Genomic DNA, 24,429 nt, shown 5'->3' with positions numbered 1-24,429 from the left:
CCGCGCCGTGACCGAACGGATCGGGCGGGGCGGCTCGACGGGCCGCGTGGACGGAGAGCGCGTCTACTCCGGCCGCCGGATCGATGTCGACGTGGATCGCGTGCGGTTCCCGGACGGGTCCATCGGCCGGCTCGAACTGATCCGCCACCCCGGCGCCGCCGCCGTCGTCGCGCTGGACCTGCCCGGCCCTCCCGGCGAAGCCGCCGGTGAGCCGCCGCGCGAGCCCGTCGTCACGCTGGTGCGTCAATACAGGTACGCCGCCGGCGGATTCATCTGGGAGGTGCCGGCCGGGAACCTGGAACCCGGCGAGCCTCCCGAGGCGTGCGCCCTCCGGGAACTGGAGGAGGAGGCGGGACTGCGTGCCGGACGCCTGGAGCAACTCGCCTCCGTACGCACGACGCCGGGTTTCACGGACGAGGTCATCCACCTCTTCGCGGCGTGGGACCTCGAAGCGGGGGAGACGCGTCACGAGGCGAGCGAGTTCATGGATGTGCATCGGCTGCCCCTGCGACGTACCATCGAGATGATCGATGCGGGAGAGATCAGCGACGGCAAGACGATCTGCGCGCTGACCCTCGCGGCCCGCTGGGTTGCCCGCCGGATGGATCGAATCGGCGGCACCGGGGTTTAACGCGTCGAATCGTCTGCAACGAGAGCCCCGCAAAGGGAGCGGCATGGACACGAAGCCGAACCTCGAAGTCTCGAGCCGATACGCGACGCCCGGTGAGATGGAACCGCTCGGGCGCGGGGAGTTGAAGCGCCTCGAGGATGCGGAACTCGTCACGCAGTACCTGGGCGGGCAGCGCTTCGCGTTCAACGAGATCGCCGAGCGCTATCAGGACCGCCTGCTGAATTTCATCTACCGCACCATCGGAGACCGGGACCGCGCCGAGGATCTCGTGCAGGAGACCTTCGTGCGCGTCTACCGGCACCTCCACCGGTTCGATCCCGCGCGGAAGTTCTCAACCTGGATCTATACGATCGCCAGCAACCTGGCGAAGAACGAATTGCGGAACCGTGCGCGCAACCCGCTGGTACTCTTCCATTCGCTCCGGAAGAGTTGGGAAGCCGACCATCGGCCGCTCGAATTCGAGGATACCGCCTACCGGCCCGACGATCTGTTCCGCAAGCGGCGCGTGCGGGAACAGGTCGAGGCCGCGGTCGCGGAACTTCCCGAGCATCACCGTGTCGTATTCGTGCTGCGCGAGCTGGAAGGGAAGAGCTACGAGGAGATTTCGGAGATCACGGGAGTGACGCTGGGCACCGTCAAGTCGCGCCTGAATCGCGCGCGGAACCGGTTCGCCTGCATCATCTCCCCGATGCTCGATTGAACCCCGCGCCCGGCCCGCGGAAGGAACCCTGGTACGCAGTTCAGAGTAGATGAGCCCGAATGGAACGTTTTTCGTGATGGTGCAATGATGGTTTGCGAAGAGATGGATTGCAAAGAATTTATCGAGCGATACACCGAATACGTCGACGGTGCGCTTGCCCCTGACGAGCGCCGTCGTTTCGACGCGCATCTGGAGGGATGCAGGTCGTGTCGACGCTATCAGCGAGTCCTGACTCGCGGGCTCGCAGCGTGGCGAGCTCTCCCTCGCGTCTCCACCTGTCCGGATTTCCTGCCCCGCCTGCAGCACCGCCTCTACCACGTCGACGAGTCTTCGAAGCGGTCCTGGCGGGGCCAGCTCGGCCGAGCCGCGGCCATCGCCGTGGCGTCGGCTGGACTCTTTACGCTGGGCGTGTCGAACGGAAGCCAGCCGCTGCTCGTCGAAGTGCAGCTTCCGCCGGTGATGGCGGACGTGCCCACGGAAGCGGTGGCGGAGAGCCGGGGAAGCCGGTTCGCCGACGACCCCTCCGTACCCGACTGGTTCCTCGTCCCGTTCGCTCCCGCGCTCGATGACGGAGGCGGACTGTTCGGTTCGACGTACGCCGTGCCGATCGCGACGAGCGACTCCATCCCCCTGCCGGTCGAGCGACGCTCCGGCCAACTCGACGAGTCTCGCTGACCCACCGCCGCGGCCCGCGGCACGGGTCTCTCCCGGCGCCGTGAGCGCGCCCCTCGACACGCGGCTCTCGCGAGCCCTGGGCCAGGGTCCCCCGACCGGCGCCTGGTTCCTGCACGGAGACGCGATCCGCCTGCGGGACGAAGCCGCGCAACAGCTCGTCGAGGCCGCCGTCGACCCCGCCACGCGCGACTTCAACTACGACCAGTTCCACGCCGAGGACGTGACGGACGAGCAGCTCGCCGCCACCCTGGCCATGCCCCCAATGATGGCGGAGCGCCGCGTCGTCTTCGTGCGCGATGTCGAGCGGCTGGGGACGAAGGCCCGCGCGGTCCTCAAGAAAGCCGCGGCGGCGGCGCCCCCCGACCTCGCCCTCATCGTCACGGCGCGCATCCCCAAGGGGTCGCGCGCGGCCTTCTACCGCGACCTCAAGCAGGCGTGTCGCACGCTGGAGTGGAATACGCCGCGGGCGGCGGAGATCCCCGGCTGGATTCACGACCGGGCGCGGAGGCGCTGGAAGCTCGACCTCTCCCCGGCGTCGGCACAGTGGATCGCGGGAGCCGTCGGATCGGACCTGTCGACGCTGGACGCCGAGCTCGAGAAGCTCGCTTCGCTTCCCGCCGACCGCCGGACCGACGCGGACATCCGGGCCATCGTTCCGCGGACTCATCGGATCGATCGCTGGAGCTGGCTCGATCTCGTGGCTTCGCGCGACTACCCGCGCGCCTTGCGCGAGTTGGAAAACGTGCTCACTTCGGAGCGGGGGGTTGGGCTGGTCGCCGGACTTGTGGAACAGCACCTTCTGCTTGGTCTGGCCCTCGAAGCGGGAGCCGCCGGCTTGCGCGCCGCCCTGTCGGAAACCGGGCGCGGCTATCTCTCCTGGAAGGCGAACGCCTACGCGAAGCAGGCGAGGGCATGGACCGTACACGAACTCGATCATGCGCTGCGGGCGCTCCACCGCGCCGACCGGCACCTCAAATCGGGGCGGGGAGACCGGGCGGCGCTCGCCGAGATGCTCCTGGAGCTGGGGCAGGCGAAGAACGCCGGGAGATGACGGCGAGCCGCCGGAGCCGCGGAGGGCGCCCCCCGCGCCATGGCAGCCGCCGCGCGTGGGCGCTGGCGCTTCTCGCCGGCGCGTCGTCATGGGGACTCTCCGTCCCCTCGGCCGCGCAGGCCGCGCAAGCTGCCTCTCCCGTGGATCTCGACCATCTCGAGGCACGGATCGAGGCCGGGAGATTCGAAGGCGCCGCGGAGGCGATCGAGCGCTGGTTCGCCACGGAGGCGCGGAACGCGGCGCGCGGCGACGTGCTGCGTGCGCGGTACCTCCGGGCGCGCCTCCTCGCCGACCCCGACTCCGCGCGCGCGGAACTCCTCTCCGTCGCCATGAACGGCGGCTCGCGCCATGGATCCCGGGCATGGCTGCGGCTCGCACAACTGGATCTCGCGCTCGACGAACCCGCGCGCGCGGCGGCCGATCTCGAGCGCCTGCGGGCGGACCACGCGCGGAGCGCCGAGGCGGTCGAGTCTTGGTACTGGACGGCGCGGACCTTCGAGGACCGGGGCCTGCTCGATCGGGCGTGCGAGGCGTGGCAACGGGGGGCCGCGGAGGGGCGGCGCGTCGGCGCCACCAAGATCGCGCTTCTTGCGGAGACCTCGGCGCTCGGCTGCGCGCCGGGCGCCCCGCGCTTCGCGATACAGGTCGCGGCGTTCTCGCGCCGGGATCCGGCGGAGGAGATGCGCGGACAGCTCGAAGCCGCCGGCTTCTTCTCCCGCGTCGTCGAGTACGACGGACTCCACCGCGTCCGGCTGGGCCGCTTCGCCCGCCCGGAAGCGGCGGAGAGCCTCGCACGCCGACTCCGGGGCGCGGGCTTCGAGCCCGCCGTCATCCCCATCGTCTCGTGAGGCGCTGATGGCCGCGGCGACCAGGGGCCCCGAGGCGTACCCGCCGCTCATCCGGCAGTATCTCGACATCAAGTCGCGCCACCCCGATTCGCTACTCTTCTTCCGGGTCGGCGACTTCTACGAGATGTTCTTCGAGGACGCGGAGGAGGGGAGCGGCCTGCTGGGACTCACGCTCACCGCGCGGAACAACGGCGGAAAGCGGGACATTCCCCTCGCGGGCGTCCCCGTGAAGGCCGTGGACGAGTACGTCGCCCGCCTGCTCGAAATGGGCCGCCGAGTGGCGATCTGCGAGCAGCTCGAGGACCCGGCGGAGGCCCGGGGGATCGTGCAGCGGGACGTCGTCGAGATCATCACTCCGGGCACGGTCCTCGAGGACAAGCTCCTCGCGGCGCGCCGCAACAACTACGTCGTTGCGATCGCCGGAGACGCCCCGTTCGGGCTCGCCGCCGTCGACCTCTCGACCGGCGAGTTCGAGCTTCGCGAGGTCGCCGCCACGGATCTCGGCGACGAACTGGGGCGACTCGAGCCCGCCGAGATCGTGATCCCCGAGGAGACGGAGGCGCCGGCCGGACCCTGGCACGTGACCGCGCGGCCCGCGTGGCGCTTCGACGCGTCGCTCGGGGACGAGCGGCTCCGGGAGCGGTTCGGGGTCGCCTCCTCCAGCGGCTTCGGCCTCGACTCCGCGCGCGACCCGCTCCTACTCGCGGCGAGCGGCGCCCTCCTCGGCTACCTGGACGAGGTGCGGCCGACCGGCCTCGACCACCTGCGGCCGCCGCGCGTGGACCGGGCCGGACGCGTGATGTACCTGGACGAGATGACGCGGCGGAACCTCGAACTCGTGGAACCTCTGCGCCCCGGCGAGGGCGCGTCGCTTCTCGCCCTCATCGACCGCACGCGGACGCCGATGGGGGCGCGACTGCTGCGCCGGCGTCTGCTGCGCCCGCTGGTCCTCCCGGACGAGATCGCGGCCCGCCTCGACGCCGTGCAGGAACTCGTCGAGCGGACGGAGGCGCGCGAGCGCATCCGAAGCGCGCTCCGCCCGATCCGCGACCTGGAGCGGCTCGCCGCCCGCGTCTCCGCCGGTCGCGCGGCGCCCCGCGAACTCCTCGGCCTCGGCCTCTCGCTCGGCGCGCTGCCGGGGCTGGCGGCCGCCCTCGAGCCGCTGGAGGCCGGCCGTCTCGCCGAGCTTCGTTCCGGCTTCGATCCGCTCCCGGACGTGGCGTCCCGCATCGATGAAGCCATCGACCCCGAGGCCCCCCACGCCCTCAAGGACGGGAGCGTGATCCGAAGCGGCTTCTCCGCCGACCTCGACGAACTGCGCGGCATGCGCGGGAGCGCCGTCGACTTCATCGCCGGCATGCAGGTGAGGGAGCGCGAGCGCACCGGCATCGACACGCTCAAGATCGGGTTCAACAAGGTGTTCGGGTACTATCTCGAGGTCACGCGCGCGAAGCTCGACCGCGTGCCGGAGGAGTGGACCCGCAGGCAGACGCTCACCAACGCCGAGCGATACCTCACGCCGGAACTCAAGGAGTGGGAAGCGAAGGTCCTCGGGGCCGACGATGAGATCGCGAAGCTCGAGGCGCGCCTCTTCCACTCGGTGCGGGATGCCGTCGCGGCCGAGGTCGGGCGGATCCAGGCGACCGCCGCCCACGTCGCCGAGATCGACTTCCTCGTCTGCCTCGCCGAGGTCGCCGCCGCCGAGAACTACGTGCGCCCGCGGCTCAGCGACGACATCGTCTTCGACATCGAAGAGGGCCGGCACCCCGTCGTCGAGACCGCGGTCGCGAGAGACACCTTCATCCCGAACGACATGCGGCTGGACGACGAACGGCGGACCCTGATCGTCACCGGCCCGAACATGGCGGGGAAGTCCACCGTGCTGCGCCAGGCGGGGCTCATCGCGCTCATGGCGCACATCGGTTCCTTCGTCCCGGCTCGCCGGGCCCGCATCGGGGTATGCGACCGCGTGTTCACGCGCGTGGGCGCCAGCGACAACCTCGCGGCGGGGCAGAGCACCTTCATGGTGGAGATGACGGAAACCGCGACCATCCTGCACGGCGCCACCGAGCGCTCGCTCGTCCTCCTCGACGAGATCGGGCGGGGCACGTCGACGTACGACGGTCTCTCGATCGCGTGGGCGGTGACGGAGCGACTGCACGAACTCGGGGCGCGCACGGTGTTCGCCACCCATTACCACGAACTCGTCGGCCTCGCGGAGTCGCTGCCGCGCGCGGCCGCCTTCAACGTCGCCGTGCGGGAGACCGGCCAGGACATCGTCTTCCTCTACCGGCTGCAGCCGGGTGGCTCGGACCGTTCCTACGGCGTGCACGTCGCCCGGCTGGCCGGGCTGCCCCCCGACGTCGTGGGGCGCGCCGCCCGCATCCTGCACGTGCTCGAGAGCGGGCCGTGGGGCGCCGGCGGCCGCGGAGCCGCGCTCGCCGAAGCGGGGATGGGGCAACTCTCCCTCTTCGAAGCCGCCGCCCCCGGCCCGAAGGACGGCCCGGCGCCGTCCGCGCCCGATCCCGCCGAGAGCGCGGACCTCGCCGCCGCGCGCGAGGTGCTCGAGAAGCTGGCCGGGATCGACCTCGATGGGATGACGCCCCTCGAAGCGCTGAACACGCTCGCCGAATGGAAGGCGTTCGGCGATGCATGACAGGCTCCTGCCGCGGGCCTCCGGGTCCGGCGTTTTCGCGGCGCTCGCGGCCCTCGTCGGCGCCGCGTCCACCGGGTGCGCGGACGAGCCCGGCTCCGAGATCGGCGCGCTGCGCGTCGACCAGCTCCGGGAGGGCGGCCTCGTGTGGCCCGTCCTCGAGTCTCCGCCGTCCCCCGCGTTTCCCTACCCGGAGCAGGCCCTGGAGGAGGGCGCGGGCGGCGAGATCCTCCTCCGCATTCGGATCTCCGATGCCGGACGCGTCGATTCCGTCGCGGTCGTGACCTCGTCGGGACATGCCGTCCTCGACTCGGCCGCGGTGGAGGGCGCCCGCCTCCTCCGGTACCGGCCGGCGCGGCACGGCGGCGTCCCCACCGCCATCTGGGCGCAACTCCCCATCCGCTATCCGGCGCCGGGGTCCGGTGGCTGACTCCCGCGTGCGCGTCGGCGTCCTCTTCGGCGGCGAATCCCCGGAGCACGAGGTATCGCTCCGCTCGGCGAAGAACGTCATCGAGGCGATCGACCGCGAGCGCTACGACATCGTGCTCATCGGCATCGACCGCCGCGGCCGCTGGCATCTCGCCGACGAATCGAGCTTCCTGCGGCACGCCTCGGACCCGCGGCGCATCCGCCTCCCCCACGCGCCGGTCCGGCTCGCCCTGACCCCCGGCCGCCGCCCCCGGATCGTCTCCGTCGTCCCGCAAAGCCGTGAGGGTTCCGGCGAGTCCGAGGATTCCGGCGAGGAGCGTCCGGAGCCGGCCGAACTGCCGGAACTCGACGTCATCTTTCCCGTCCTCCACGGTCCCTTCGGCGAGGACGGCACCGTCCAGGGGCTCCTGCGGCTCGCGCACCTCCCCTTCGTCGGGCCCGGGATCCTCGGCTCGGCCGTCTGCATGGACAAGGACGTGGCCAAGCGGCTGCTGCGCGACGCCGGCATCCCCGTCGCGCCCTTCATCACGGTCCTGTCCCGGGCCGAAGCCCCCTCCTGGGACGAGGCCGTGGCCGCGCTCGACGCCCCGATCTTCGTCAAGCCGGCGAACATGGGGTCATCCGTCGGCGTGTCGAAGGCCGAGACGGACGCCGACTACCAGCGGGCGCTCGACGGGGCCTTTTCCTTCGACACCAAGGTGCTCCTCGAACGGACGATCCGGGGCCGCGAGATCGAGATCTCCGTCCTCGGGAACGAGACCCCCGAAGCCTCGATCCCCGGGGAGATCGCCCCCACGCACGCCTTCTACTCCTACGAAGCCAAGTACCTGGATCACGACGGCGCGGACCTTCTCATTCCGGCGGATCTCGATGCCGAGACCACGGCGCGGGCCCGGGAGGTCGCCGTCCGCGCCTTCCGCGCGCTATGCTGCGAGGGGATGGCGCGCGTCGACCTCTTCCTCGCGACGGAGCCTTGCGGCCCGCTCCCGTCCGGTTCACTGGTGATAAACGAGATCAACACGCTCCCGGGCTTCACGCGGATCAGCATGTACCCCAAGCTCTGGGATGCGAGCGGCGTGTCCTACCCGGAACTCATCGACCGTCTCATCCGGCTCGCGATCGAGCGCGCGGAGCGCGACGAGCGGCTCGCCTCGGCGATCGACCTCCAGGGCGTCGGCGAGGCGAACCACGGCGAGGCAGGATCGGGATGATGAGACAGCCCTCGTTCCAGGGCGGCGGCGGCCGCTCCGGTGGCGTCCGCTTCGGCCACGGCTTTCCGATGAGCCGCTGGGTCCTGCGGCTCATGATCGCGAACTTCGCGGTCTTCCTCCTCATGGCGGTGCGGCTCGTGCCCGCCGGGGCGATCGAATGGCTCGGCTTCGCCGTGCCCGGCTTCCTCACGCGCCCGTGGACCGTCGTCACCTACATGTTCGTGCACGGCGGCTTCATGCACCTGTTCATGAACATGCTCGCCCTCTTCTTCTTCGGCCCGCCGCTCGAACGGAAGTGGGGCAGCCGTTTCTTCCTCCGCTTCTACCTCGTGACCGGGCTCGGGGCGGCCGCGTTCTCCGTGCTCCTCTACTCGCTCACGGGGCCGACGCTGATGGTGGGCGCTTCAGGGGCGATCTTCGGTCTCCTCGTGGCCTTCGCCCTCAACTGGCCGGACGCGAAGATCTTCCTCTACTTCGTCTTTCCCGTGCCCGCGAAGTGGTTCGTCGCCGGGCTCGGCGCCCTCACTCTCCTCTCGACCGTGCAGGGGTCGACGGACGGCGTGGCGCACTGGGCGCACCTCGGCGGACTCGTGACCGGGTTCGTCTATCTCCGATACGGAGAACGCATCGGCCGCTTCGCGCACAGGGCCCTTTACAAGGAGCGGTCGGCGCCCAAGCGTCCCGCGCCGCCGCCGCCGCCGCCCTCGCCCCGCCGCCGGCGCCGGGTGGACGGGGATTCTCTCGACGAAGTGGACCGGATCCTCGACAAGATCCGCGCGGACGGCATGGACTCCCTCTCGGCGCGCGAGCGCGCCTTCCTCGACGAAGTGAGTCGCCAGTACCAGCAGACCAAGGGGACGGAGAAGAAGACCCGCACACACTAGCCCGCCCGGCTGGAGTTTTTCGCCGCCGGTTTCTACAATGTCCGCCCCGCGCGAGCCCCCGGCCGGGAGCGTCGCGCACGGAACGGCCCGTGGCCGGAGCAAGCGCCTGTCGCGGGTCGCCGGCCCCGGTTCCATCCCAGGAGGAGTACATGGCGCCTGCCGCCTCGGAATATCAAACGCGCAACCTTCGCAACGTCGTCCTGTTCGGGCACGGAGGGGCCGGGAAGACGACGCTCGTGGACGCGATGTGCTACATCGCCGGCGGAGCCACGCGGAAGGGCGATGTCCAGAAGGGGAACGCGCTCACCGACTTCACGCCGGAAGAGACCGGCCACAGGATCTCGATCAACCTCGCCGTCGCCCACGCCGTCCGGAACGACGTGCGGATCAACCTCATCGACACTCCCGGCTACCTCGATTTCCTGGGCGAAGTCGTGGCGGGGATCCGCGTGGCGGACGCCGGCATCTGCGTCATCGATGCGATCTCCGGCGTCGAGGTGGGGACGGAAAAGACCTGGGCCGCCGCGGACGCCCGGAGCCTGCCGCGGGCCGTCTTCGTATCGATGATGGACCGCGACAACGCGGACTTCCGCAACACCCTCGGCCAGATCCGCGACGAACTCAGCGCCGCCGCGATGCCGGTCCACGTTCCCATCGGGGCGGGCGCCGACTTCAGCGGCTTCGTCGACCTCCTCACAATGAAGGCCCACACCTTCAAGGGAGGGGACAAGGGGGCGGCCGGCGTGGCCGACGCGTCCGAGGACGTCGCGTCGGAGGTGGAGGACCTCAGGGAGGAACTCATCGAGGCGATCGTGTCGGGGGACGACGATCTGCTCGAAGCCTATTTCGAGGGAGAGGAACTCGATCCCGGCCGGCTCGGGGAGGTGTTCGCGGAGGCGATCCGTTCCGGCGACATCGTCCCCGTGTTCTGCGGTTCATGCCAGACGAGCGCGGGAGTGCCGGCGCTCATGGACCGCATCGTGGAACTATTCCCCTCGCCCGACCGCGCCGCGCCCCAGACCGCGAGTGACGGGAGCGGCGAAGTTTCGCTGGACCCGGGAGCCGCCTCGCCCATTGCGGCGCTCGTCTTCAAGACGACGTCGGAGCCCCACGTCGGCGACCTGAGCTATTTCCGCGTCTTCTCCGGCCGGATCACGAACGGCGTCACGCTCGCGAACCCCGACCGTTCCGCCAGCGAGCGCATCGCGCACCTCGCGATTCCGCACGGTGCGCGCCGCATCGACGTCGACGCGCTGAACCCCGGCGACATCGGGGTCGTGACGAAGCTCAAGAACACGCACACCGGGGACACGCTCTGCGACGGCGGGAGCCGGCTCTCGTTCGGCGGGATCGAATGGCCCCGGCCGGACCTCTCCCTCGCCGTCACCGCCCGCACGCGGGCCGACGAGGACAAGATCGGCAGCGGCCTCGCGAAGCTGCACGAGGAGGATCCGACCTTCTCCTCCGGCTACGACCCCGAACGGGGACAGACGATCATCCGGGGGTTCGGGGAGATCCACCTCAACATCTCGCTGGAGAAGATGACCCGGAAGTACGGGGTCAACGTGGACACCCACCAGCCGAACATCGCCTACCGCGAGACGATCACGAAGACGGCGGAAGGGCAGGGGCGCCACAAGAAGCAGTCGGGCGGGCGCGGGCAGTTCGGCGACTGCCACATCCGGCTCAGCCCGCTGCCGCGCGGTGAAGGGTACAAGTTCGTGGACTCGATCAAGGGCGGCGTGATCCCGACCAAGTTCGTCCCGGCCGTGGGGAAGGGGATCGGCGAGGCGTCGAACCGCGGGGTCCTCGCCGGCTATCCGCTCGTCGACTTCCAGGCCGAATGCTACGACGGCTCGCATCACTCCGTGGACAGCTCGGACATCGCCTTCCAGATCGCGGGATCGATCGCGTTCCAGAAGGTCGCGCGGGACGCGAACCCCGTGATCCTCGAGCCGATCATGGAGGTCGAGGTCGAGACGCCCGAGGAATACATGGGCGAGGTGATGGGGGACCTGAACCAGCGGCGCGGCCGCGTGCTCGGCATGGACTCGAAGGGGCGGCGGCAGGTCGTGAAGGCGCACGTCCCCCAGGCGGAACTCTACAAGTACTCCGCCGCGCTGCGCTCCCTGACGCACGGAAAGGCGACGCACACGCGCAGCCTTGCTGCGTACGAGCAGGTTCCTCCGCATGTTCAGGAGAAGGTGATCGCCGAGTCGCAGCGCGACGACGACTAGAAACGAGCGGGCGGTAGCCGGTGGCGGGCCATTCGAAGTGGTCGAAGATCAAGCGCCAGAAGGCGGTGACCGACAAGGCGAAGGGGAAGCTCTTCTCCAAGCTCGGTCGCGAAATCGCCGTGGCGGCGCGGGAAGGCGGGGGAGATCCGGACTTCAATCCGCGCCTGCGGACCGCGATCGACAACGCGAAGAGCCAGCGGATGCCGGCCGACAACATCGATCGCGCGGTGCGGCGCGGGACGGGGGACCTGCCGGGCGCGAGCTTCGAGGAGGTCACGCACGAGGGCTACGCGCCGGGCGGCGCCGCGCTCTACCTCGAGTGCCTGACGGACAACCCCCGGCGCACGCTGGCCGAACTCCGGCATCTGCTCGACAAGCGGGGCGGCAACCTGGGCCAGAGCGGCTCCGTCGCGTGGATGTTCGAACGCAAGGGCCAGATCCTCGTGTCCGCCGAGGAGTGCGACGAGGACGCGGTACTCGACGCGGCGCTCGAGGCGGGGGCGGAGAACTTCGAGTCCGAGGACGGGATGTACGTCGTGACGACGACGGCGCCGGACTTCCACGACGTGCTCGGCGCGATGCGCGACGCCGGCGTTCCGGTCGAGGAGGCGGAACTCGCGATGGTGCCCGGCAACACGGTGAAACTGGAGGGGCGCGACGCGGAGAAGGTGCTCGCCGTCCTGCACGCGCTCGACGAGCACGACGACGTGCTGAAGGTGAATACGAACGTGGATCTGGAGGAGGCGGAGGGGGCGGACTGGGAAGCCCCCTGAAGGTGCTGGGCGTCGACCCGGGCACGCGGGCGACCGGCTACGGCTTCGTCGAAGGGCGCCGCCCGGGAGGGCCCGCGTATCGCCTCATCGAATGCGGCGTCGTGCGGCCGCGCGGAGAGGACCTCCCCAGGCGTCTCGTGGACATCCACAACGCGGCGCTCGAACTCATCGACCGGCTGGAGCCCACGTGCGTCGCGATCGAGAGCGCCTTTCACGGGCGGAACGCGCGCACCGCCCTCGTGCTCGGACACGCGCGCGGCGTCCTCGTGCTCGCGGCCGCGCTGCGGGAGCTGCCGGTGCACGAGTACGCGCCGCGCGAGGTGAAGAAGCGGGTCGTGGGAACGGGCGCCGCGAGCAAGGAGCAGGTCGGCTTCATGGTCAAGCACCATCTGCGGCTCGGCGAGCCGCCGCGTCCGGCGGATGCGGCGGACGGGTGCGCGGTCGCGCTCTGCCACCTCCTCGGCGGACCGATCCGGTGATCCGGCGCCTCCGGGGCGAACTCGTCGGGCGCGAGGAGGGCGTCGTCGAGGTCCTTACGGGCGACGGCGTCGGCTATGAGGTCGGCGTGCCGCTCGGGCTCGCCGGGCGCCTTCCGCCCGAGGGATCCGAGGTCGAACTGCACACCGTCCTCGTCGCGCGCGACGACGCCTTCGAGCTGTTCGGCTTCGAGACACCGCGCGACCGCGAACTCTTCCAGCGGCTCCGCGTCCCGAGCGGCGTGGGCCCCCGGCTCGCGCTCGCGATCCTGGGAGCGCTTCGCCCCGAACGCGTCGTCCGCGCGATCCGGGCCAAGGACCACCGCACGCTCCAGACCGTGAGCGGCGTCGGCAAGAAGACGGCCGAACGCATCGTGATCGAACTCAGCGACAAGCTCGACGACCTCGGCGACATGGGCGACGACCCCGTGCCGGGCGGCGGGGTCGCCGCGGCGGCCGTGCAGGCGCTGCGCGGCCTCGGCTATCCGCGCTCCCAGAGCGAGAACGCCGTCAGCCGCGCCCTGCAGGGACTCGCGGAAGCGGGCGAGGACCCCGACATCGGGGCCGAGGAACTCGTGCGCCGCGCGCTGCAGCACGTATGACCGCGCCGGGGCCGCCGGGCCGATCCGGCGACACGCGGAACGCGGGCGACGCGGGCGCCGGGGGCGATGCGGGCGCCGGGGGCGAGGCCCGCCCGCGCACGGAGATCACGACGCCCGAGGTGCTCGAGAGCGATGAGCGCCCGGACGCCTCGCTGCGCCCGCGGCGGCTCGACGAGTTCATCGGACAGGCGCGGGTCAAGGAGAGCCTCTCCGTCTTCGTGGAGGCGGCGCTGGGCCGCGAGGAGGCGCTCGACCACACCCTCTTCTACGGCCCGCCGGGCCTCGGGAAGACGACGCTCGCCCTCCTCCTCGCGGAGGAACTCGGCGTCGGGATCAAGCTCACCTCCGGCCCCGTGCTCGAGAAGCCGGGCGACCTCGCGGGCCTGCTCACGAACCTCCCGCCGCGCGGGATCCTCTTCATCGACGAGATCCACCGTCTTCGGCCCGTGATCGAAGAGTTCCTCTATCCGGCGATGGAGGATTACCGCATCGAGATCCGGCTCGGCGACGGGCCCCGGGTGGAGACCTTCTCGATGAAGCTCGAGCGCTTCACGCTCGTGGGCGCGACGACCCGTTTCGGGCTCCTGACCGCCCCGATGCGCGCGCGCTTCGGCGTCATCGAGCGCCTCGGCTACTACCCGCCGGAGGAACTCGCGCGCATCGTCACCCGCTCCGCGAGCCTCCTCGACATCCCGATCACGCCCGGAGGCGCCGAGGAGATCGCCCGCCGCGCGCGCGGCACCCCCCGGATCGCGAACCGCCTCCTGCGCCGCGTCCGCGACTACGCGCAGGTGCGGAGCGACGGCACGATCGATTCCGGGACGGCGGAGAAGGGTCTCACGCTGCTCAACGTCGACGAGTACGGCCTCGACGAGATGGACGCGCGCGTGCTGAAGGCGATCATCGAGACCTTCGACGGGGGTCCGGTGGGACTCGCCTCTCTCGCGGTCGCCGTGGCCGAGGACGCGGGGACGCTCGAGGAGGTCTACGAGCCGTACCTGATCCAGAACGGGTACATGCAGCGCACGTCACGCGGCCGCGTGGCCACCCGGAAGGCGTACGAGCGCTTCGGTTACGCGCTCCCGAGCGACCGGGAAGGGTCGGAGGGCGGGGGCGGGGCACAGGGTGCGCTGTTCGGCGATGGCGGATGAGCCGGCCGGACGGACGGAGGCGTACGACTACGAGCTGCCGGCCGAGCTGATCGCGGCCCGCCCGCCCGCGCGGCGCGACGCCAGCCGCCTCCTCGTGCTGGATCGCGCGCGGCGCCGCTTCACGGACGCGGCCTTTCCCGCGCTGCTCGAGCGGCTCCGCGCCGGCGATGCCGTCGTCGTCAACGACAGCCGCGTCTTCCCGGCCCGGCTGCTGGGCCGCAAGCCGACCGGCGCCCGCGCCGAGATCCTCCTCGTGCGCCCCGAGTCCGACGCGCTCCAGCCGTTCGCCCCCTTCGACGAAGCGGACACCCGCCTCTGGCGCGCCATGGTTCGCCCCGGCGGCAAGCTCAAGCCCGGCCGCACGGTGGACATCGCGGACGGGTTCGCCGTCGAGATCCTCGACTCCGCCTCCGACGGCACCCGCCTCGTGCGGCTGGCCGGCGACGACGACGCTTGGAGCCTGATCGAGCGCCACGGCCGCGTCCCCCTCCCCCCGTACATCGTCCGCGACGCCCCCGACGCAACGGCGGGCGGGCGGGAGAGGCGCGACGGCGGCGATGGACGGCTCCGGTCGGACGGGGCGTGGCGCGCGTGCGACGATGCCGAGGACCGGGAGCGCTACCAGACCGTGTACGCGGCGCCGGCCGGGAGCGTCGCCGCCCCGACGGCGGGACTTCACTTCACCCGGGAGACGCTCGCCGCGATCGAGGCCCGCGGCGTCCGCCTCGTGTCCCTCACCCTCCACGTCGGGTTCGGCACCTTCCGCCCCGTGACCGCGGACCGGATCGACGAGCACGAGGTCGCCCCCGAGGCGTACACCTTCTCCGCCGCCGCGGCCGAGGCGCTGAACGCGACGCGCGCGGCGGGCGGGCGCGTGTTCGCCGTCGGGACGACCTCCTGCCGCGTGCTGGAGACGGTCGTCGCGCGCGGCGGATCGGCGGGCGGCCCCTCGGCAGGCGGCGCCTTCGAACCGGGGCGGGGCTGGACGGACCTCTTCATCCGCCCCCCGTACACCTTCCGCGCCGTGGACGCCCTCGTGACGAACTTCCACCTTCCACGCTCCAGCCTGCTCATGCTCGTCGCGGCATTCGCGGGCCGGGAACTCACGCTCGAGGCCTACGCGCACGCGATCCGCGAGCGATACCGCTTCTATTCCTACGGCGACGCGATGGTCATCACATGAGAACGACCCCGTGACGGCGTCCGCGGACGCCGGGCGCTTTCTCGTCGAGGGAGCGAGCGGGCGGGCGCGCGCCGCGACGCTCCGCCTGTCGCGCGGCACGATCCACACCCCGTGCTTCATGCCGGTCGGGACGCTCGGGACGGTGAAATCGCTCACCCCCGGGGAACTCCGCGACGCGGGGGTCGAGGTCCTGCTCGGGAACGCCTATCACCTCTACCTGAGGCCGGGCACGAGCGTGCTCCAGGAACTCGGCGGACTCCACCGGTTCATGGGATGGGACGGTCCCATCCTCACCGACTCGGGCGGGTTCCAGGTCTTCTCGCTCGCCCGCATCAACCGGATCGACGACGAGGGCGTCACCTTCCGCAGCCACCTGGACGGGAGTCTGCACCGGCTCACGCCGGAACTCTCGATGGAGATCCAGGCCGCGATCGGCTCCGACATCCGCATGGCGTTCGACGAATGTCCCCCCGGGGAGTCCTCCCCCGAGGCCGCGCGGACTGCGGTGGAACGCACGCTCGCCTGGCTCGCGCGGTGCCGGGCGAGTCACGAAGCGCAGCGGGAGGCACATCCCGGCGGCGACGGCCTCCTCTTTCCCATCGTCCAGGGCGCCTCCTGTGAAGACCTTCGCCTCGAATCCGTCGAACGCACGCTCGCCATGGGCGAGTGGCCGGGCGTCGGGATCGGCGGACTCTCCGTGGGCGAGGAGAAGGACGTGACGCACCGCGTGCTCGACGCCATCGAACCCGCCCTTCCTCCCGACCGGCCCCGCTACCTGATGGGCATCGGCTATCCCGACGACGTCATCGAGGCGGTGCGGCGCGGCGTGGACATGTTCGACTGCGTGGCGCCGACCCGGAACGGGCGCAACGGCACCGCCTTCACGGCCGAGGGCCGCATCAACATCAAGGGCGCTCGCTTCGCATCCGACCCCGCGCCGCTCGACGAGACGTGCGACGGCCCCTGCTGCACCGACTACAGCCGCGCCTACCTGCGGCACCTCTTCGTGAGCGGCGAACTGCTCGGCCTGCGGCTCCTCTCGCTGCACAACGTGCGCTTCCTGATCCGATTGACTTCCCACGCGCGCGCGGCGATCCTGCGGGGCGAATACGACCGCTGGGCCGACGACTGGCTCGCGACCTACCGGCGCGGCTCCCCGCGCCCCGCGACCGAACCCGAAGGTGAGGACGGACGATGATGATGCTGAACCTCATGGCCGCCCCCGAGGGAGGGACGGCGAATCCGGCCGCCACCATAATGATGATGGGCGGATTCCTCGCCATCTTCTATTTCATCTTCTTCCGTCCGCAGCGGAAGCAACAGAAGGAGCACCAGGAGATGGTCAGGAACCTGAAGCGGGGGGACAAGGTTTCGACGATCGGCGGCATCGTGGGCGAGATCGTCCACCTCACGAACGACATCGTCACGATCAAGAGCGGCGACACCCGGGTCGAAGTCGAGCGCTCGAAGATCGGCAAGGTCAACTAGCCGCCTCGGGTTCGGCGGCCTCCGTCCCCGCCGGCTCCGGTCGCCTCGCCGAGTCCTCGTGATCCTCGACATCCGCATCTTCGGAGACCCCGTCCTGCGGGAGAAATGCGCCCCCGTGGCGGAGATCGACGACGAGGTCCGCCGGCTCGCCGCCGACATGCAGGAGACGATGTACGATGCGGACGGCATCGGTCTCGCGGCGCCCCAGGTGGGCGTGCCGATCCGTCTCTTCGTGTACGATGTGCGCGACGACGAGATCCCGCCCGGCGTTCTCGTGAACCCCGAGATCGTCGAAGAGGAGGGCGCGACGAAGGAGGAGGAGGGATGCCTGAGCATCCCCGGACTGTCGGAGACGGTCGAGCGGAGCGAGTCCATCGTCGCCCGCGGCCTCGGACTGGACGGAGAGCCGGTCGAAATCCGCGCCGACGGCATTCTGAGCCGCTGCATCCAGCACGAGAAGGACCACCTGGACGGGGTCCTTTTCCTGGATCGCGTGAGCCCGCTCAAGCGGAAGATCCTCCTCGCGAAGTGGCGGAAACAGGAGCGGGACTGAAGCGGCTGCGGGCGGCATGAGGGTTCTCTTCCGATGAGGGTTCTGTTCTGGGGCACGCCGGAGTTCGGGCTCCCCTCGCTGGAGGCGATGCGGGGGGCGGGGCACGACATCGCGGGCGTCGTCACGAACCCGGACCGGCCCGCCGGCCGGGGGAGGCGTCCTCGGACGGGTGCGGTGAAGGCGTGGGCGCTCGAGGCCGGAGTGCCCGTGCTGCAGCCCGAGCGTCCCGGCGAGGAGGCCTTCCTCGCCGCCGCCCGCCGCCTGCGTCCCGACATCTCCGTCGTCGCGGCGTACGGCCGACTCCTCCCGCAGGCGGCGCTCGATCTTCCTCCTCTCGGATCGCTGAACGTGCACGGGTCGCTTCTGCCCGCGCTGCGCGGCGCGGCCCCCATCAACTGGGCCATCATCCGGGGGCACCGCGAGTCCGGGGTCAGCATCCAGCGCATGGTCGCGGCACTCGACGCCGGCCCCGTGCTCGGGCAGACCCGGATTCCCATCCCGGCAGCGATGACGGCCGGGGAACTGTACGCGGAGGCCGCGAAGGCCGGGGGGGCACGGCTCGTCGCGGTGCTCGACGACCTGGCGGCCGGGCGGGCGGTGGAGCGGGCGCAGGACGACGCGCGCGCGACATGGGCGCCGAAGCTCGACCGCGAGACGGCGCGCATAGACTGGTCTCGCCCCGCGGCCGAAGTGGCGAACTGGCTCCGCGGCTGCGACCCCTGGCCCGCCGCGTGGACGTCGCTCGCCGCACCCGCCGCCCTCGCCGGGAGAACCGTGCAGTGCTTCGAGCCGAGCGTCGAAGGTTCCCCCGCTGGCGGCGGCGGCGCCGACAGCGCCCGCTCGGAAGCCGCGCCGGGCACCGTCGTCCGGGTCGATCCCGTTCGGGGACTGCGCGTCGCGACGGGATCGGGCACGGTCGCCGTCGGCGCCGTGAAGCCGGCCGGCCGCCGCCGCATGAGCGCGGCCGCATGGGTGAGGGGCCTCCCGGATCCGAAGGAGGTCCGTTTCGACTGAGCCACGACTTCCGCGACTGCACGTCCTCGTCTCGGAGCGGGAGCTGGGCGACCCGCGCGGCCCGGGGGACCGGAGCGGCCCAGGCGACCCGCACGGGCTCACGGCGGTCGAGCGCGTGCTGGAGCGCGCGGCCCCCCTCGCGATCCATCTGCGGGCCCGGATCAGCGCCCGGCGGCTGTTCGAAGTCGCGGACCGGCTCGCTCCCATCGCGTCCCGTGCCGGAGGCTGGCTCGTCGTGAACGGGCGGCCCGATGTCGCGCTGGCGGCGGGTGCGCGGGCCGTACAACTTGGGCGGACCGCGCTCGGGGTGGAGGAGACGCGCCGAATGGTCCGGGCGTGCGCGGGGAGGCTCGCGATCGGGGCGTCCGTGCACGACGCGGAAGGCGCGCTGCGAGCGGTCCGCGAGGGCGCCGACTACATCGTGCTCGGCACGATCTACGCGACGCCCTCGCATCCGGGGGTCGAGGGGAGCGGTCCCGCCGCCGTGTCCGCGGTCCGCCGCCGACTGACCGCCCACCGGCTTGCCGTTCACCGGCCTTCCGCTCGGCGCCCGCCCCCGATCCTCGCGATTGGAGGCGTCGGCGCGGATCGGATCGAGGAGGTGACGGAGGCCGGCGCGTACGGCATCGTGGTGGGGCGGGCCGTGTGGTCCGCGCCCGACCCGGCGCAAGCCGCGCTCGGCATGCGCAGACAGCTCGACCGGCTGGACGGCTAATCGGATACCGACTTCATGGAAATCATGCAGATACAGGTGAACGGAAAAGAGCGGGACGTTCCCGCGGGAACGTCGGTCGCGACGTTGCTCCGGGATCTCGGACTCGATGGGCGCATGCTCGTCGTCGAACTCAACCGGCGAATCGTCCGTCCGCCCGAGATCGAGAGCGCGCAGCTGGAAGCGGGGGACCGCGTCGAACTCGTCCACTTCGTGGGAGGCGGTTGAGATGGCGCCGCTCGAAATCGCCGGCCGCACCTTCGCTTCCCGCCTCATCGTCGGAACGGGGAAATACCCGAGTCCCGAGATCATGCTCGACGCGATCCGGGCCTCCGGCGCCGACATGGTCACCGTCGCGGTGCGCCGGGTCGACATCGAGAACCCGGACCGCGACGACATCCTCCGCACGCTGAGCCCGGACGAGTTCAGCCTCCTGCCGAACACCGCCGCCTGCTACAGCGCCGAGGAGGCGATCCGCGCGGCGCGGCTCGGGCGGGCGGCGGGCATGAGCGACTGGGTGAAGCTCGAAGTCATCGGCGACCCCGACACGCTCCTCCCCCACACCGAGGAGTTGATCGAGGCCACGCGCGTGCTCGTCGCCGAGGGGTTCGTCGTGCTCCCGTACACGAACGACGACCTCATCACGGCGCTGCGGCTCGAGGAGGCCGGGGCCGCCGCGGTGATGCCGCTCGCCTCGCCGATCGGGAGCGGTCTCGGACTCCTCAACCCGCTCAACATCCGCATCATCAAGTCCCGCCTCTCCGTTCCGGTCATCGTCGATGCCGGCGTGGGCACGGCATCCGACGCCTGCGCGACGATGGAGCAGGGCGTGGACGGGATCCTCATGAACACGGCGATCGCGGCGGCGGAGGACCCGGTGGAGATGGCCGGCGCCATGCGGCTGGCGGTGGAGGCCGGCCGGCGCGCATACGTCGCCGGCCGCATGCCCCGGCGTGAATGGGCGGTGCCTTCGAGCCCGCTCGAGGGCGTGCCGCCGCCGGCTTGAACCCCCGCGCGGCGGCCCACCGGATCCTGGGCGAGGTGCGGCGCGGGGCGCTCTCCGACCGCGCGGCATCGCGCATCCTCCCGGCCGTGGACGCGGCCGACCGCGGACTCGCGCTGGACATCGCCTTCGGCTGCCTCCGCCTGCGCGCCCGCCTCGACGCCTGGATCCGTGCCTGCGCCGACCGGCCGCCCTCCCGCATGGACCGGGCGGTGCGCGACTGGCTTCGCATCGGCGTGTACCAGCTCACGGAGTTGCGGACGCCGGACCACGCGGCGGTGGGCGAAACCGTCGGCGCGGCGCGTTCCGCGCTGGGGCGCCGGCGCGCCGGGTACGTGAACGCCGTTCTGCGGGCGCTCACGCGGCGCCGCGACGCCGACCCCTTTCCCGATCCGGACGCGGATCCGGTGGGGCACCTGTGCTCCTGGGGTTCGCATCCGGAGTGGCTCGTCCGGCGGTGGCTCGCGCGCTGGGAGCTGGCGGACGTGCGGCGTCTCGTCGAACAGCAGAACCGGCCGCCCGACGTCGTCGTACGCATGCTGACAGGGGAGGATCCGGCGCCGCCCGACGGCGTGGAACTCGAGCCCGTCCCCGGTTGGCCGCGCTCCTACCGGCTCGAAAGGGGGCTGCCGGAGACCGCGCTCTCCCATCTGCGGGCGGTGGCTCAGGACCCTGCGGCCTCCGCCGTGGTAGATTACGCAGGAGACCGGCTCGCGGAGCCGGTGCTCGACGTGTGCGCGGCGCCGGGCACGAAGGCCCTCGGGCTCGCCGCGGGATACGGCGTGCCGGTCGTGGCGCTCGACATCTCGCACCGGCGGCTGGCCCGCCTCGGCGCGCCGGCCCGCCGGCTCGGGCTGCCGGTGAGCGCGGCCGTCGCCGACGCGCGGCGGCTTCCGGTCGCCGAGGCCGGAACCGTGCTGGCCGATGTGCCCTGCACGGGCACCGGAGTACTGCGGCGGCGGGCCGACGCCCGCTGGCGGCTCGGACAGCGCGGCCTCGACGACCTCGTGGCCCTGCAGCGCGAGATCGTGGACGCGTGCGCCGCGGCCGTGAGACCGGGCGGGCTGCTCGTGTACAGCACGTGTTCGCTCGAACGCGAGGAGAACGAAGGACAGGTGGACGCCTTTCTGGACCGCAGGCCCGACTACCGGCGCGATCCGCCCGGCGCGGGCGCGCGCAGCGACTGCGTGACGCCTCGCGGCGACCTCTTCGTGCGCCCGTGGCTCACCGGCACGGACGGCGCCTACGCCGCGCGTCTGCGGCGGATCGCGTGAGAGTCCCGTGAGGCTCCTGCGCCTGACCCTCGTCTTCGCCGCCCTGTTCGGCGTCGGCTACGCGTACGCCGCCATGCGGCTCTTCCCCGCGGCGGAAGATCCGACCGACGTCGACTTCACCGAGATCCCGGATCTCACGGGCGTATCGCTGGCCGAGGCCGGGGCACGCCTCTCCGCTCTGGGGCTCGTCTTCACCGAGCAGGGCAGTCTCCATCACGGCGAGATTCCCACGGGCGGCGTCATCGCCCAGCGACCGCTCCCGGGCCAGCTCGCCCGGGCCGGGGACACGATCGTGCTCACGACGAGCGCCGGCATCGAAACACGCGTCGTGCCCGACCTCGCCGGTCTCCCGAGCGGCGAGGCCGCGACCCTCCTCACCCGGCTCGGCTTCGAGATCGATATCGAGGAGACCGACGAGAGCGCCGCCGCGGGCGCGATCCGCACGGAGCCCGCCGCCGGGACGAGCCTCCCTCTCCCCGCCCGCGTCCGCCTCTTCGTCAGCCAGGGGAAGGCGATCGTCGCCGTTCCCGATCTTCAGGGCCGCCATGTGGACGACCTCGAGCTTCTTCTGGAGGAGGTGGATCTCCGGCTGGGCGCCGTCCGCTACCAGGTCGAGGCCCCCGAGGTGCCGGGACGCGTCATCTTTCAGAGTCCGGCCCCCGGCTCCGCCCTCCGGGGGGACGGGTTCGTCTCCGTGATCGTGGCCGGGACGCCGCCCGACTCCGCCGCCGCGGACGTCACGAGAGACGCCGCCCTCGACACCGTTCCCGCGACCCCCGGCTTGGAGAGTTAGATGGACTTCAAGAGCGCGTTCACGAGCAACTGGCCCTACAAGGTCGCGGCGATCGTGCTGTCGGTACTCCTCTGGCTCAGCGTATCGGCCGACGCCGAGATCGCCGAGCAGCCGGTTTCGACGCTCCTCGAGATCCAGGTGAGCGATTCCGCGTGGAGTCTGCGCGAAGTGCGGCCCGCCGAGATCACGACGACCTTCCGCGGCCGCCTGAATGAGGTGTTCGCCGCCCGCTTCGAGAGGCCCGTGATCCGCAAGGTTCTCGACCAGGTCGAGGACACCGTGGTCCAGGTTCCGCTCTCGGCCTCCGAGGTCATCTACAACCGCGAACTCGGGCTCGATCCCGTGGGAGTCTCCCCGGGAGCCGTCACCGTGTACCTGGAGGAGCGCGTCGGGAAGCGGGTCGCCGTCTCCGGCCGGACGGATGCGAGGGCAGCGGCGGGCGTGCTCGTCGTCGGCATGCAGGTCGCCCCTGACAGCGTGTGGCTCCAGGGTCCCGCGTCCTTCGTCAACCAGATCTCCGAGGTGACGACGGCCATGCTCGAGGTCGGCGCCGTCTCCACGCGCGTGACCCAGCAACTCGAGATCGCCCTGCCGCCGGATCTCGCGGGACTCTCGGTCGAGCCCGCCACCGTGATCGCGACCGTCGACGTCGACTCCCTCCGCACCCGTCTGTTCGCGATCGAAGTCGTCACCACGGGCCCGCGGGCCCTCATGGCCTCCGTGGATCCGCCGACCGTCACCGTGGCCGTCACCGGACCCGCGGCCGTCGTGGACGGACTCGATCCGGGGGACCTGCTCGTGACGGTCGACATCCCCAATTCCTTCGAATCGACGGGCTCCTATCCCGTGCGCGCCGAGCTGCCCGACGCAGTGGTCGGCACGGTGACGATCGACCTCGTTCCGGAGCGGGTGAGCGCGGGCATCGCCTCCGTCCCGCCGGACCGATAGGCACGCCGGCCGCCCCGGGCGCCGCGCCGCGCCCCGTGGCGCCCGCCGCCGGCTTCCGGGGCGGGCCGGTCCTCGGGATCGAGACCTCCTGCGACGAGACCTCCGCCGCCGTCGTGGATGAGAACGGGATCCGCGGCCTCGCGATCGCCTCGCAGGACGCGCACGCCGCGTTCGGCGGCGTCGTGCCGGAGATCGCCGCCCGCGAGCACATCCGCTCCCTCGACGCGATGGTGCGGCACGCCATGCGCGAGGCGGAGGTCGACCACGCGGACATCGCGGGGGTCGGCGTGACGGCGGGGCCCGGGCTCGTCGGCGCCCTGCTCGCGGGCGTGAACTGGGCCAAGGCCTACGCCTTCGCCCGAGGGCTTCCCCTCCTCGGCGTCCATCACATGGAGGGACACCTGTTCGGCACCGCGCTCGAGCACGAAGGCGCGCAGCCTCCCTTCATCGGCCTCCTCGTCTCGGGCGGACACACGCTCCTCCTCGAGGCGCGGGCGTGGGGGCGCTACCGCCTCCTGGGTCAGACGCGGGACGACGCGGCGGGCGAGGCGTTCGACAAGGTCGCGCGCCGGCTCGGATTGCCGTATCCGGGCGGGCCCCAGATCCAGCGCGCGGCGGAGAGGAGCGCGGCGGAGAGGAGCACGGCGGCGGGGGGAGCGGCGGACGGCGGGGCGGGGCGTTTCCGGCTCCCGCGCCCGATGCTGAGCCGACGCGATCCGCCCGGCGATCCGGCGTACTACGACATGTCCTTTTCCGGGCTGAAGACCGCGGTGGCGCGGATCGCCGAGCAACTGGAGGAAGAGGGCGTCCTCGCCGACGCCGTCGACGACCTCGCGGCGGACTTTCAGGAGGCCGTGGTCGACGTCCTCGCCGAGAAGACGCGACGCGCCGTGGAACAGACGGGCTGCCGGCGGGTCGTGCTGGGCGGGGGAGTGGCGCGGAACTCGCGTCTTCGTGAAGGTTTAGCCGAGCGTCTGGGCTCGTCCGGAGAGTTGTACGCCCCGTCTCCCCGCCTCGCGACGGACAACGCGGCGATGATCGCCGCGGCCGCGCGGTTCCGCCTGGCGAGAGGGGAACGCAGCTCGTGGTCGCTCAACGCCGAAGCGGCGCTCGCGTTTCCCGGCCTCGCGTAACGGCCGG

At 71.6% G+C, this 24,429-nt stretch carries 26 protein-coding genes; all 26 read left to right on the top strand.

What is annotated here, in order from left to right; all coding sequences use genetic code 11:
• Positions 1-7: 7 nt before the first annotated feature.
• The 26 genes from ACQY5G_RS00290 (at position 8) to tsaD (ending at position 24,422) form a co-directional block, all read left to right on the top strand.
• Entirely contained in the window at positions 8-631 is a 624-nt protein-coding gene (locus tag ACQY5G_RS00290; RefSeq protein WP_428275913.1) for an NUDIX hydrolase, read from the top strand.
• A gap of 43 nt (positions 632-674) precedes the next feature.
• Positions 675-1,331, top strand: a complete 657-nt coding sequence (locus ACQY5G_RS00285) for a sigma-70 family RNA polymerase sigma factor (protein ID WP_428275911.1) — start codon at positions 675-677, stop codon at positions 1,329-1,331.
• A gap of 102 nt (positions 1,332-1,433) precedes the next feature.
• On the top strand, positions 1,434-2,006 hold the full coding sequence (locus ACQY5G_RS00280) for an anti-sigma factor family protein (protein WP_428275909.1): 573 nt from the start codon (positions 1,434-1,436) through the stop codon (positions 2,004-2,006).
• Positions 2,007-2,046: 40 nt separating this feature from the next.
• Positions 2,047-3,057, top strand: coding sequence for a DNA polymerase III subunit delta (holA, locus tag ACQY5G_RS00275; protein WP_428275907.1), 1,011 nt, complete (start codon positions 2,047-2,049; stop codon positions 3,055-3,057).
• Complete coding sequence (locus ACQY5G_RS00270; protein WP_428275905.1) at positions 3,054-3,905, top strand: SPOR domain-containing protein; 852 nt, start codon at positions 3,054-3,056, stop codon at positions 3,903-3,905. Before holA ends, ACQY5G_RS00270 begins: the two co-directional genes overlap by 4 nt.
• 7 nt (positions 3,906-3,912) lie before the next feature.
• On the top strand, positions 3,913-6,561 hold the full coding sequence (mutS, locus tag ACQY5G_RS00265) for a DNA mismatch repair protein MutS (RefSeq protein ID WP_428275903.1): 2,649 nt from the start codon (positions 3,913-3,915) through the stop codon (positions 6,559-6,561).
• On the top strand, positions 6,554-6,988 hold the full coding sequence (locus tag ACQY5G_RS00260) for an energy transducer TonB (RefSeq protein ID WP_428275901.1): 435 nt from the start codon (positions 6,554-6,556) through the stop codon (positions 6,986-6,988). Before mutS ends, ACQY5G_RS00260 begins: the two co-directional genes overlap by 8 nt.
• Positions 6,981-8,198 carry a D-alanine--D-alanine ligase gene (gene ddlA / locus ACQY5G_RS00255; RefSeq protein WP_428275899.1) on the top strand — a complete coding sequence of 406 codons (1,218 nt, stop codon included), beginning with the start codon at positions 6,981-6,983 and terminating at the stop codon, positions 8,196-8,198. The genes ACQY5G_RS00260 and ddlA overlap by 8 nt, the downstream gene beginning before the upstream one ends.
• Positions 8,195-9,082: a rhomboid family intramembrane serine protease gene (locus tag ACQY5G_RS00250; RefSeq protein WP_428275897.1), complete on the top strand. Its 888-nt coding sequence runs from the start codon at positions 8,195-8,197 to the stop codon at positions 9,080-9,082. The genes ddlA and ACQY5G_RS00250 overlap by 4 nt, the downstream gene beginning before the upstream one ends.
• Before the next feature lie 149 nt (positions 9,083-9,231).
• Positions 9,232-11,319: an elongation factor G gene (gene fusA, locus ACQY5G_RS00245; RefSeq protein WP_428275895.1), complete on the top strand. Its 2,088-nt coding sequence runs from the start codon at positions 9,232-9,234 to the stop codon at positions 11,317-11,319.
• A 20-nt stretch (positions 11,320-11,339) separates the two neighbouring features.
• The gene (locus tag ACQY5G_RS00240) at positions 11,340-12,092 is read left to right on the top strand and encodes a YebC/PmpR family DNA-binding transcriptional regulator (RefSeq protein ID WP_428275893.1); all 753 of its coding nucleotides are present in this window, start codon (positions 11,340-11,342) and stop codon (positions 12,090-12,092) included.
• Between the two features lie 2 nt (positions 12,093-12,094).
• A complete protein-coding gene (ruvC, locus tag ACQY5G_RS00235; RefSeq protein WP_428275891.1) occupies positions 12,095-12,571 on the top strand; it encodes a crossover junction endodeoxyribonuclease RuvC in 477 nt (158 codons plus the stop codon).
• Positions 12,568-13,170: a Holliday junction branch migration protein RuvA gene (gene ruvA / locus ACQY5G_RS00230; RefSeq protein ID WP_428275889.1), complete on the top strand. Its 603-nt coding sequence runs from the start codon at positions 12,568-12,570 to the stop codon at positions 13,168-13,170. The genes ruvC and ruvA overlap by 4 nt, the downstream gene beginning before the upstream one ends.
• Complete coding sequence (gene ruvB, locus ACQY5G_RS00225) at positions 13,167-14,321, top strand: Holliday junction branch migration DNA helicase RuvB (protein WP_428275887.1); 1,155 nt, start codon at positions 13,167-13,169, stop codon at positions 14,319-14,321. The genes ruvA and ruvB overlap by 4 nt, the downstream gene beginning before the upstream one ends.
• On the top strand, positions 14,311-15,504 hold the full coding sequence (locus ACQY5G_RS00220; protein WP_428275885.1) for an S-adenosylmethionine:tRNA ribosyltransferase-isomerase: 1,194 nt from the start codon (positions 14,311-14,313) through the stop codon (positions 15,502-15,504). The genes ruvB and ACQY5G_RS00220 overlap by 11 nt, the downstream gene beginning before the upstream one ends.
• A 10-nt stretch (positions 15,505-15,514) precedes the next feature.
• Positions 15,515-16,702, top strand: a complete 1,188-nt coding sequence (gene tgt, locus ACQY5G_RS00215) for a tRNA guanosine(34) transglycosylase Tgt (protein WP_428275883.1) — start codon at positions 15,515-15,517, stop codon at positions 16,700-16,702.
• Positions 16,699-16,992: a preprotein translocase subunit YajC gene (gene yajC / locus ACQY5G_RS00210; protein ID WP_428275881.1), complete on the top strand. Its 294-nt coding sequence runs from the start codon at positions 16,699-16,701 to the stop codon at positions 16,990-16,992. Before tgt ends, yajC begins: the two co-directional genes overlap by 4 nt.
• A gap of 58 nt (positions 16,993-17,050) precedes the next feature.
• Positions 17,051-17,545 carry a peptide deformylase gene (gene def, locus ACQY5G_RS00205; RefSeq protein WP_428275879.1) on the top strand — a complete coding sequence of 165 codons (495 nt, stop codon included), beginning with the start codon at positions 17,051-17,053 and terminating at the stop codon, positions 17,543-17,545.
• A 33-nt stretch (positions 17,546-17,578) separates the two neighbouring features.
• On the top strand, positions 17,579-18,559 hold the full coding sequence (gene fmt / locus ACQY5G_RS00200; RefSeq protein ID WP_428275877.1) for a methionyl-tRNA formyltransferase: 981 nt from the start codon (positions 17,579-17,581) through the stop codon (positions 18,557-18,559).
• Positions 18,534-19,274, top strand: a complete 741-nt coding sequence (locus ACQY5G_RS00195; RefSeq protein ID WP_428278722.1) for a thiamine phosphate synthase — start codon at positions 18,534-18,536, stop codon at positions 19,272-19,274. Before fmt ends, ACQY5G_RS00195 begins: the two co-directional genes overlap by 26 nt.
• Before the next feature lie 15 nt (positions 19,275-19,289).
• Positions 19,290-19,499 carry a sulfur carrier protein ThiS gene (thiS, locus tag ACQY5G_RS00190; protein ID WP_428275875.1) on the top strand — a complete coding sequence of 70 codons (210 nt, stop codon included), beginning with the start codon at positions 19,290-19,292 and terminating at the stop codon, positions 19,497-19,499.
• A gap of 1 nt (position 19,500) precedes the next feature.
• Positions 19,501-20,277, top strand: coding sequence for a thiazole synthase (locus ACQY5G_RS00185; protein WP_428275873.1), 777 nt, complete (start codon positions 19,501-19,503; stop codon positions 20,275-20,277).
• Positions 20,274-21,548: an RsmB/NOP family class I SAM-dependent RNA methyltransferase gene (locus tag ACQY5G_RS00180; RefSeq protein ID WP_428275871.1), complete on the top strand. Its 1,275-nt coding sequence runs from the start codon at positions 20,274-20,276 to the stop codon at positions 21,546-21,548. The genes ACQY5G_RS00185 and ACQY5G_RS00180 overlap by 4 nt, the downstream gene beginning before the upstream one ends.
• Positions 21,549-21,555: 7 nt before the next feature.
• Complete coding sequence (locus ACQY5G_RS00175; RefSeq protein WP_428275869.1) at positions 21,556-22,341, top strand: PASTA domain-containing protein; 786 nt, start codon at positions 21,556-21,558, stop codon at positions 22,339-22,341.
• Positions 22,342-23,289, top strand: coding sequence for a CdaR family protein (locus tag ACQY5G_RS00170; RefSeq protein WP_428275867.1), 948 nt, complete (start codon positions 22,342-22,344; stop codon positions 23,287-23,289).
• 35 nt (positions 23,290-23,324) lie between these two features.
• Positions 23,325-24,422 carry a tRNA (adenosine(37)-N6)-threonylcarbamoyltransferase complex transferase subunit TsaD gene (gene tsaD, locus ACQY5G_RS00165; RefSeq protein WP_428275865.1) on the top strand — a complete coding sequence of 366 codons (1,098 nt, stop codon included), beginning with the start codon at positions 23,325-23,327 and terminating at the stop codon, positions 24,420-24,422.
• The last annotated feature ends 7 nt before the right edge of the window (positions 24,423-24,429 follow it).

It is taken from the genome of Candidatus Palauibacter sp. (genome assembly GCF_965261555.1).
Taxonomy (GTDB): domain Bacteria; phylum Gemmatimonadota; class Gemmatimonadetes; order Palauibacterales; family Palauibacteraceae; genus Palauibacter.
The sequence above is the reverse complement of the archived record's forward strand: the minus strand, read 5'-3'. Positions and strand labels throughout refer to the sequence as shown.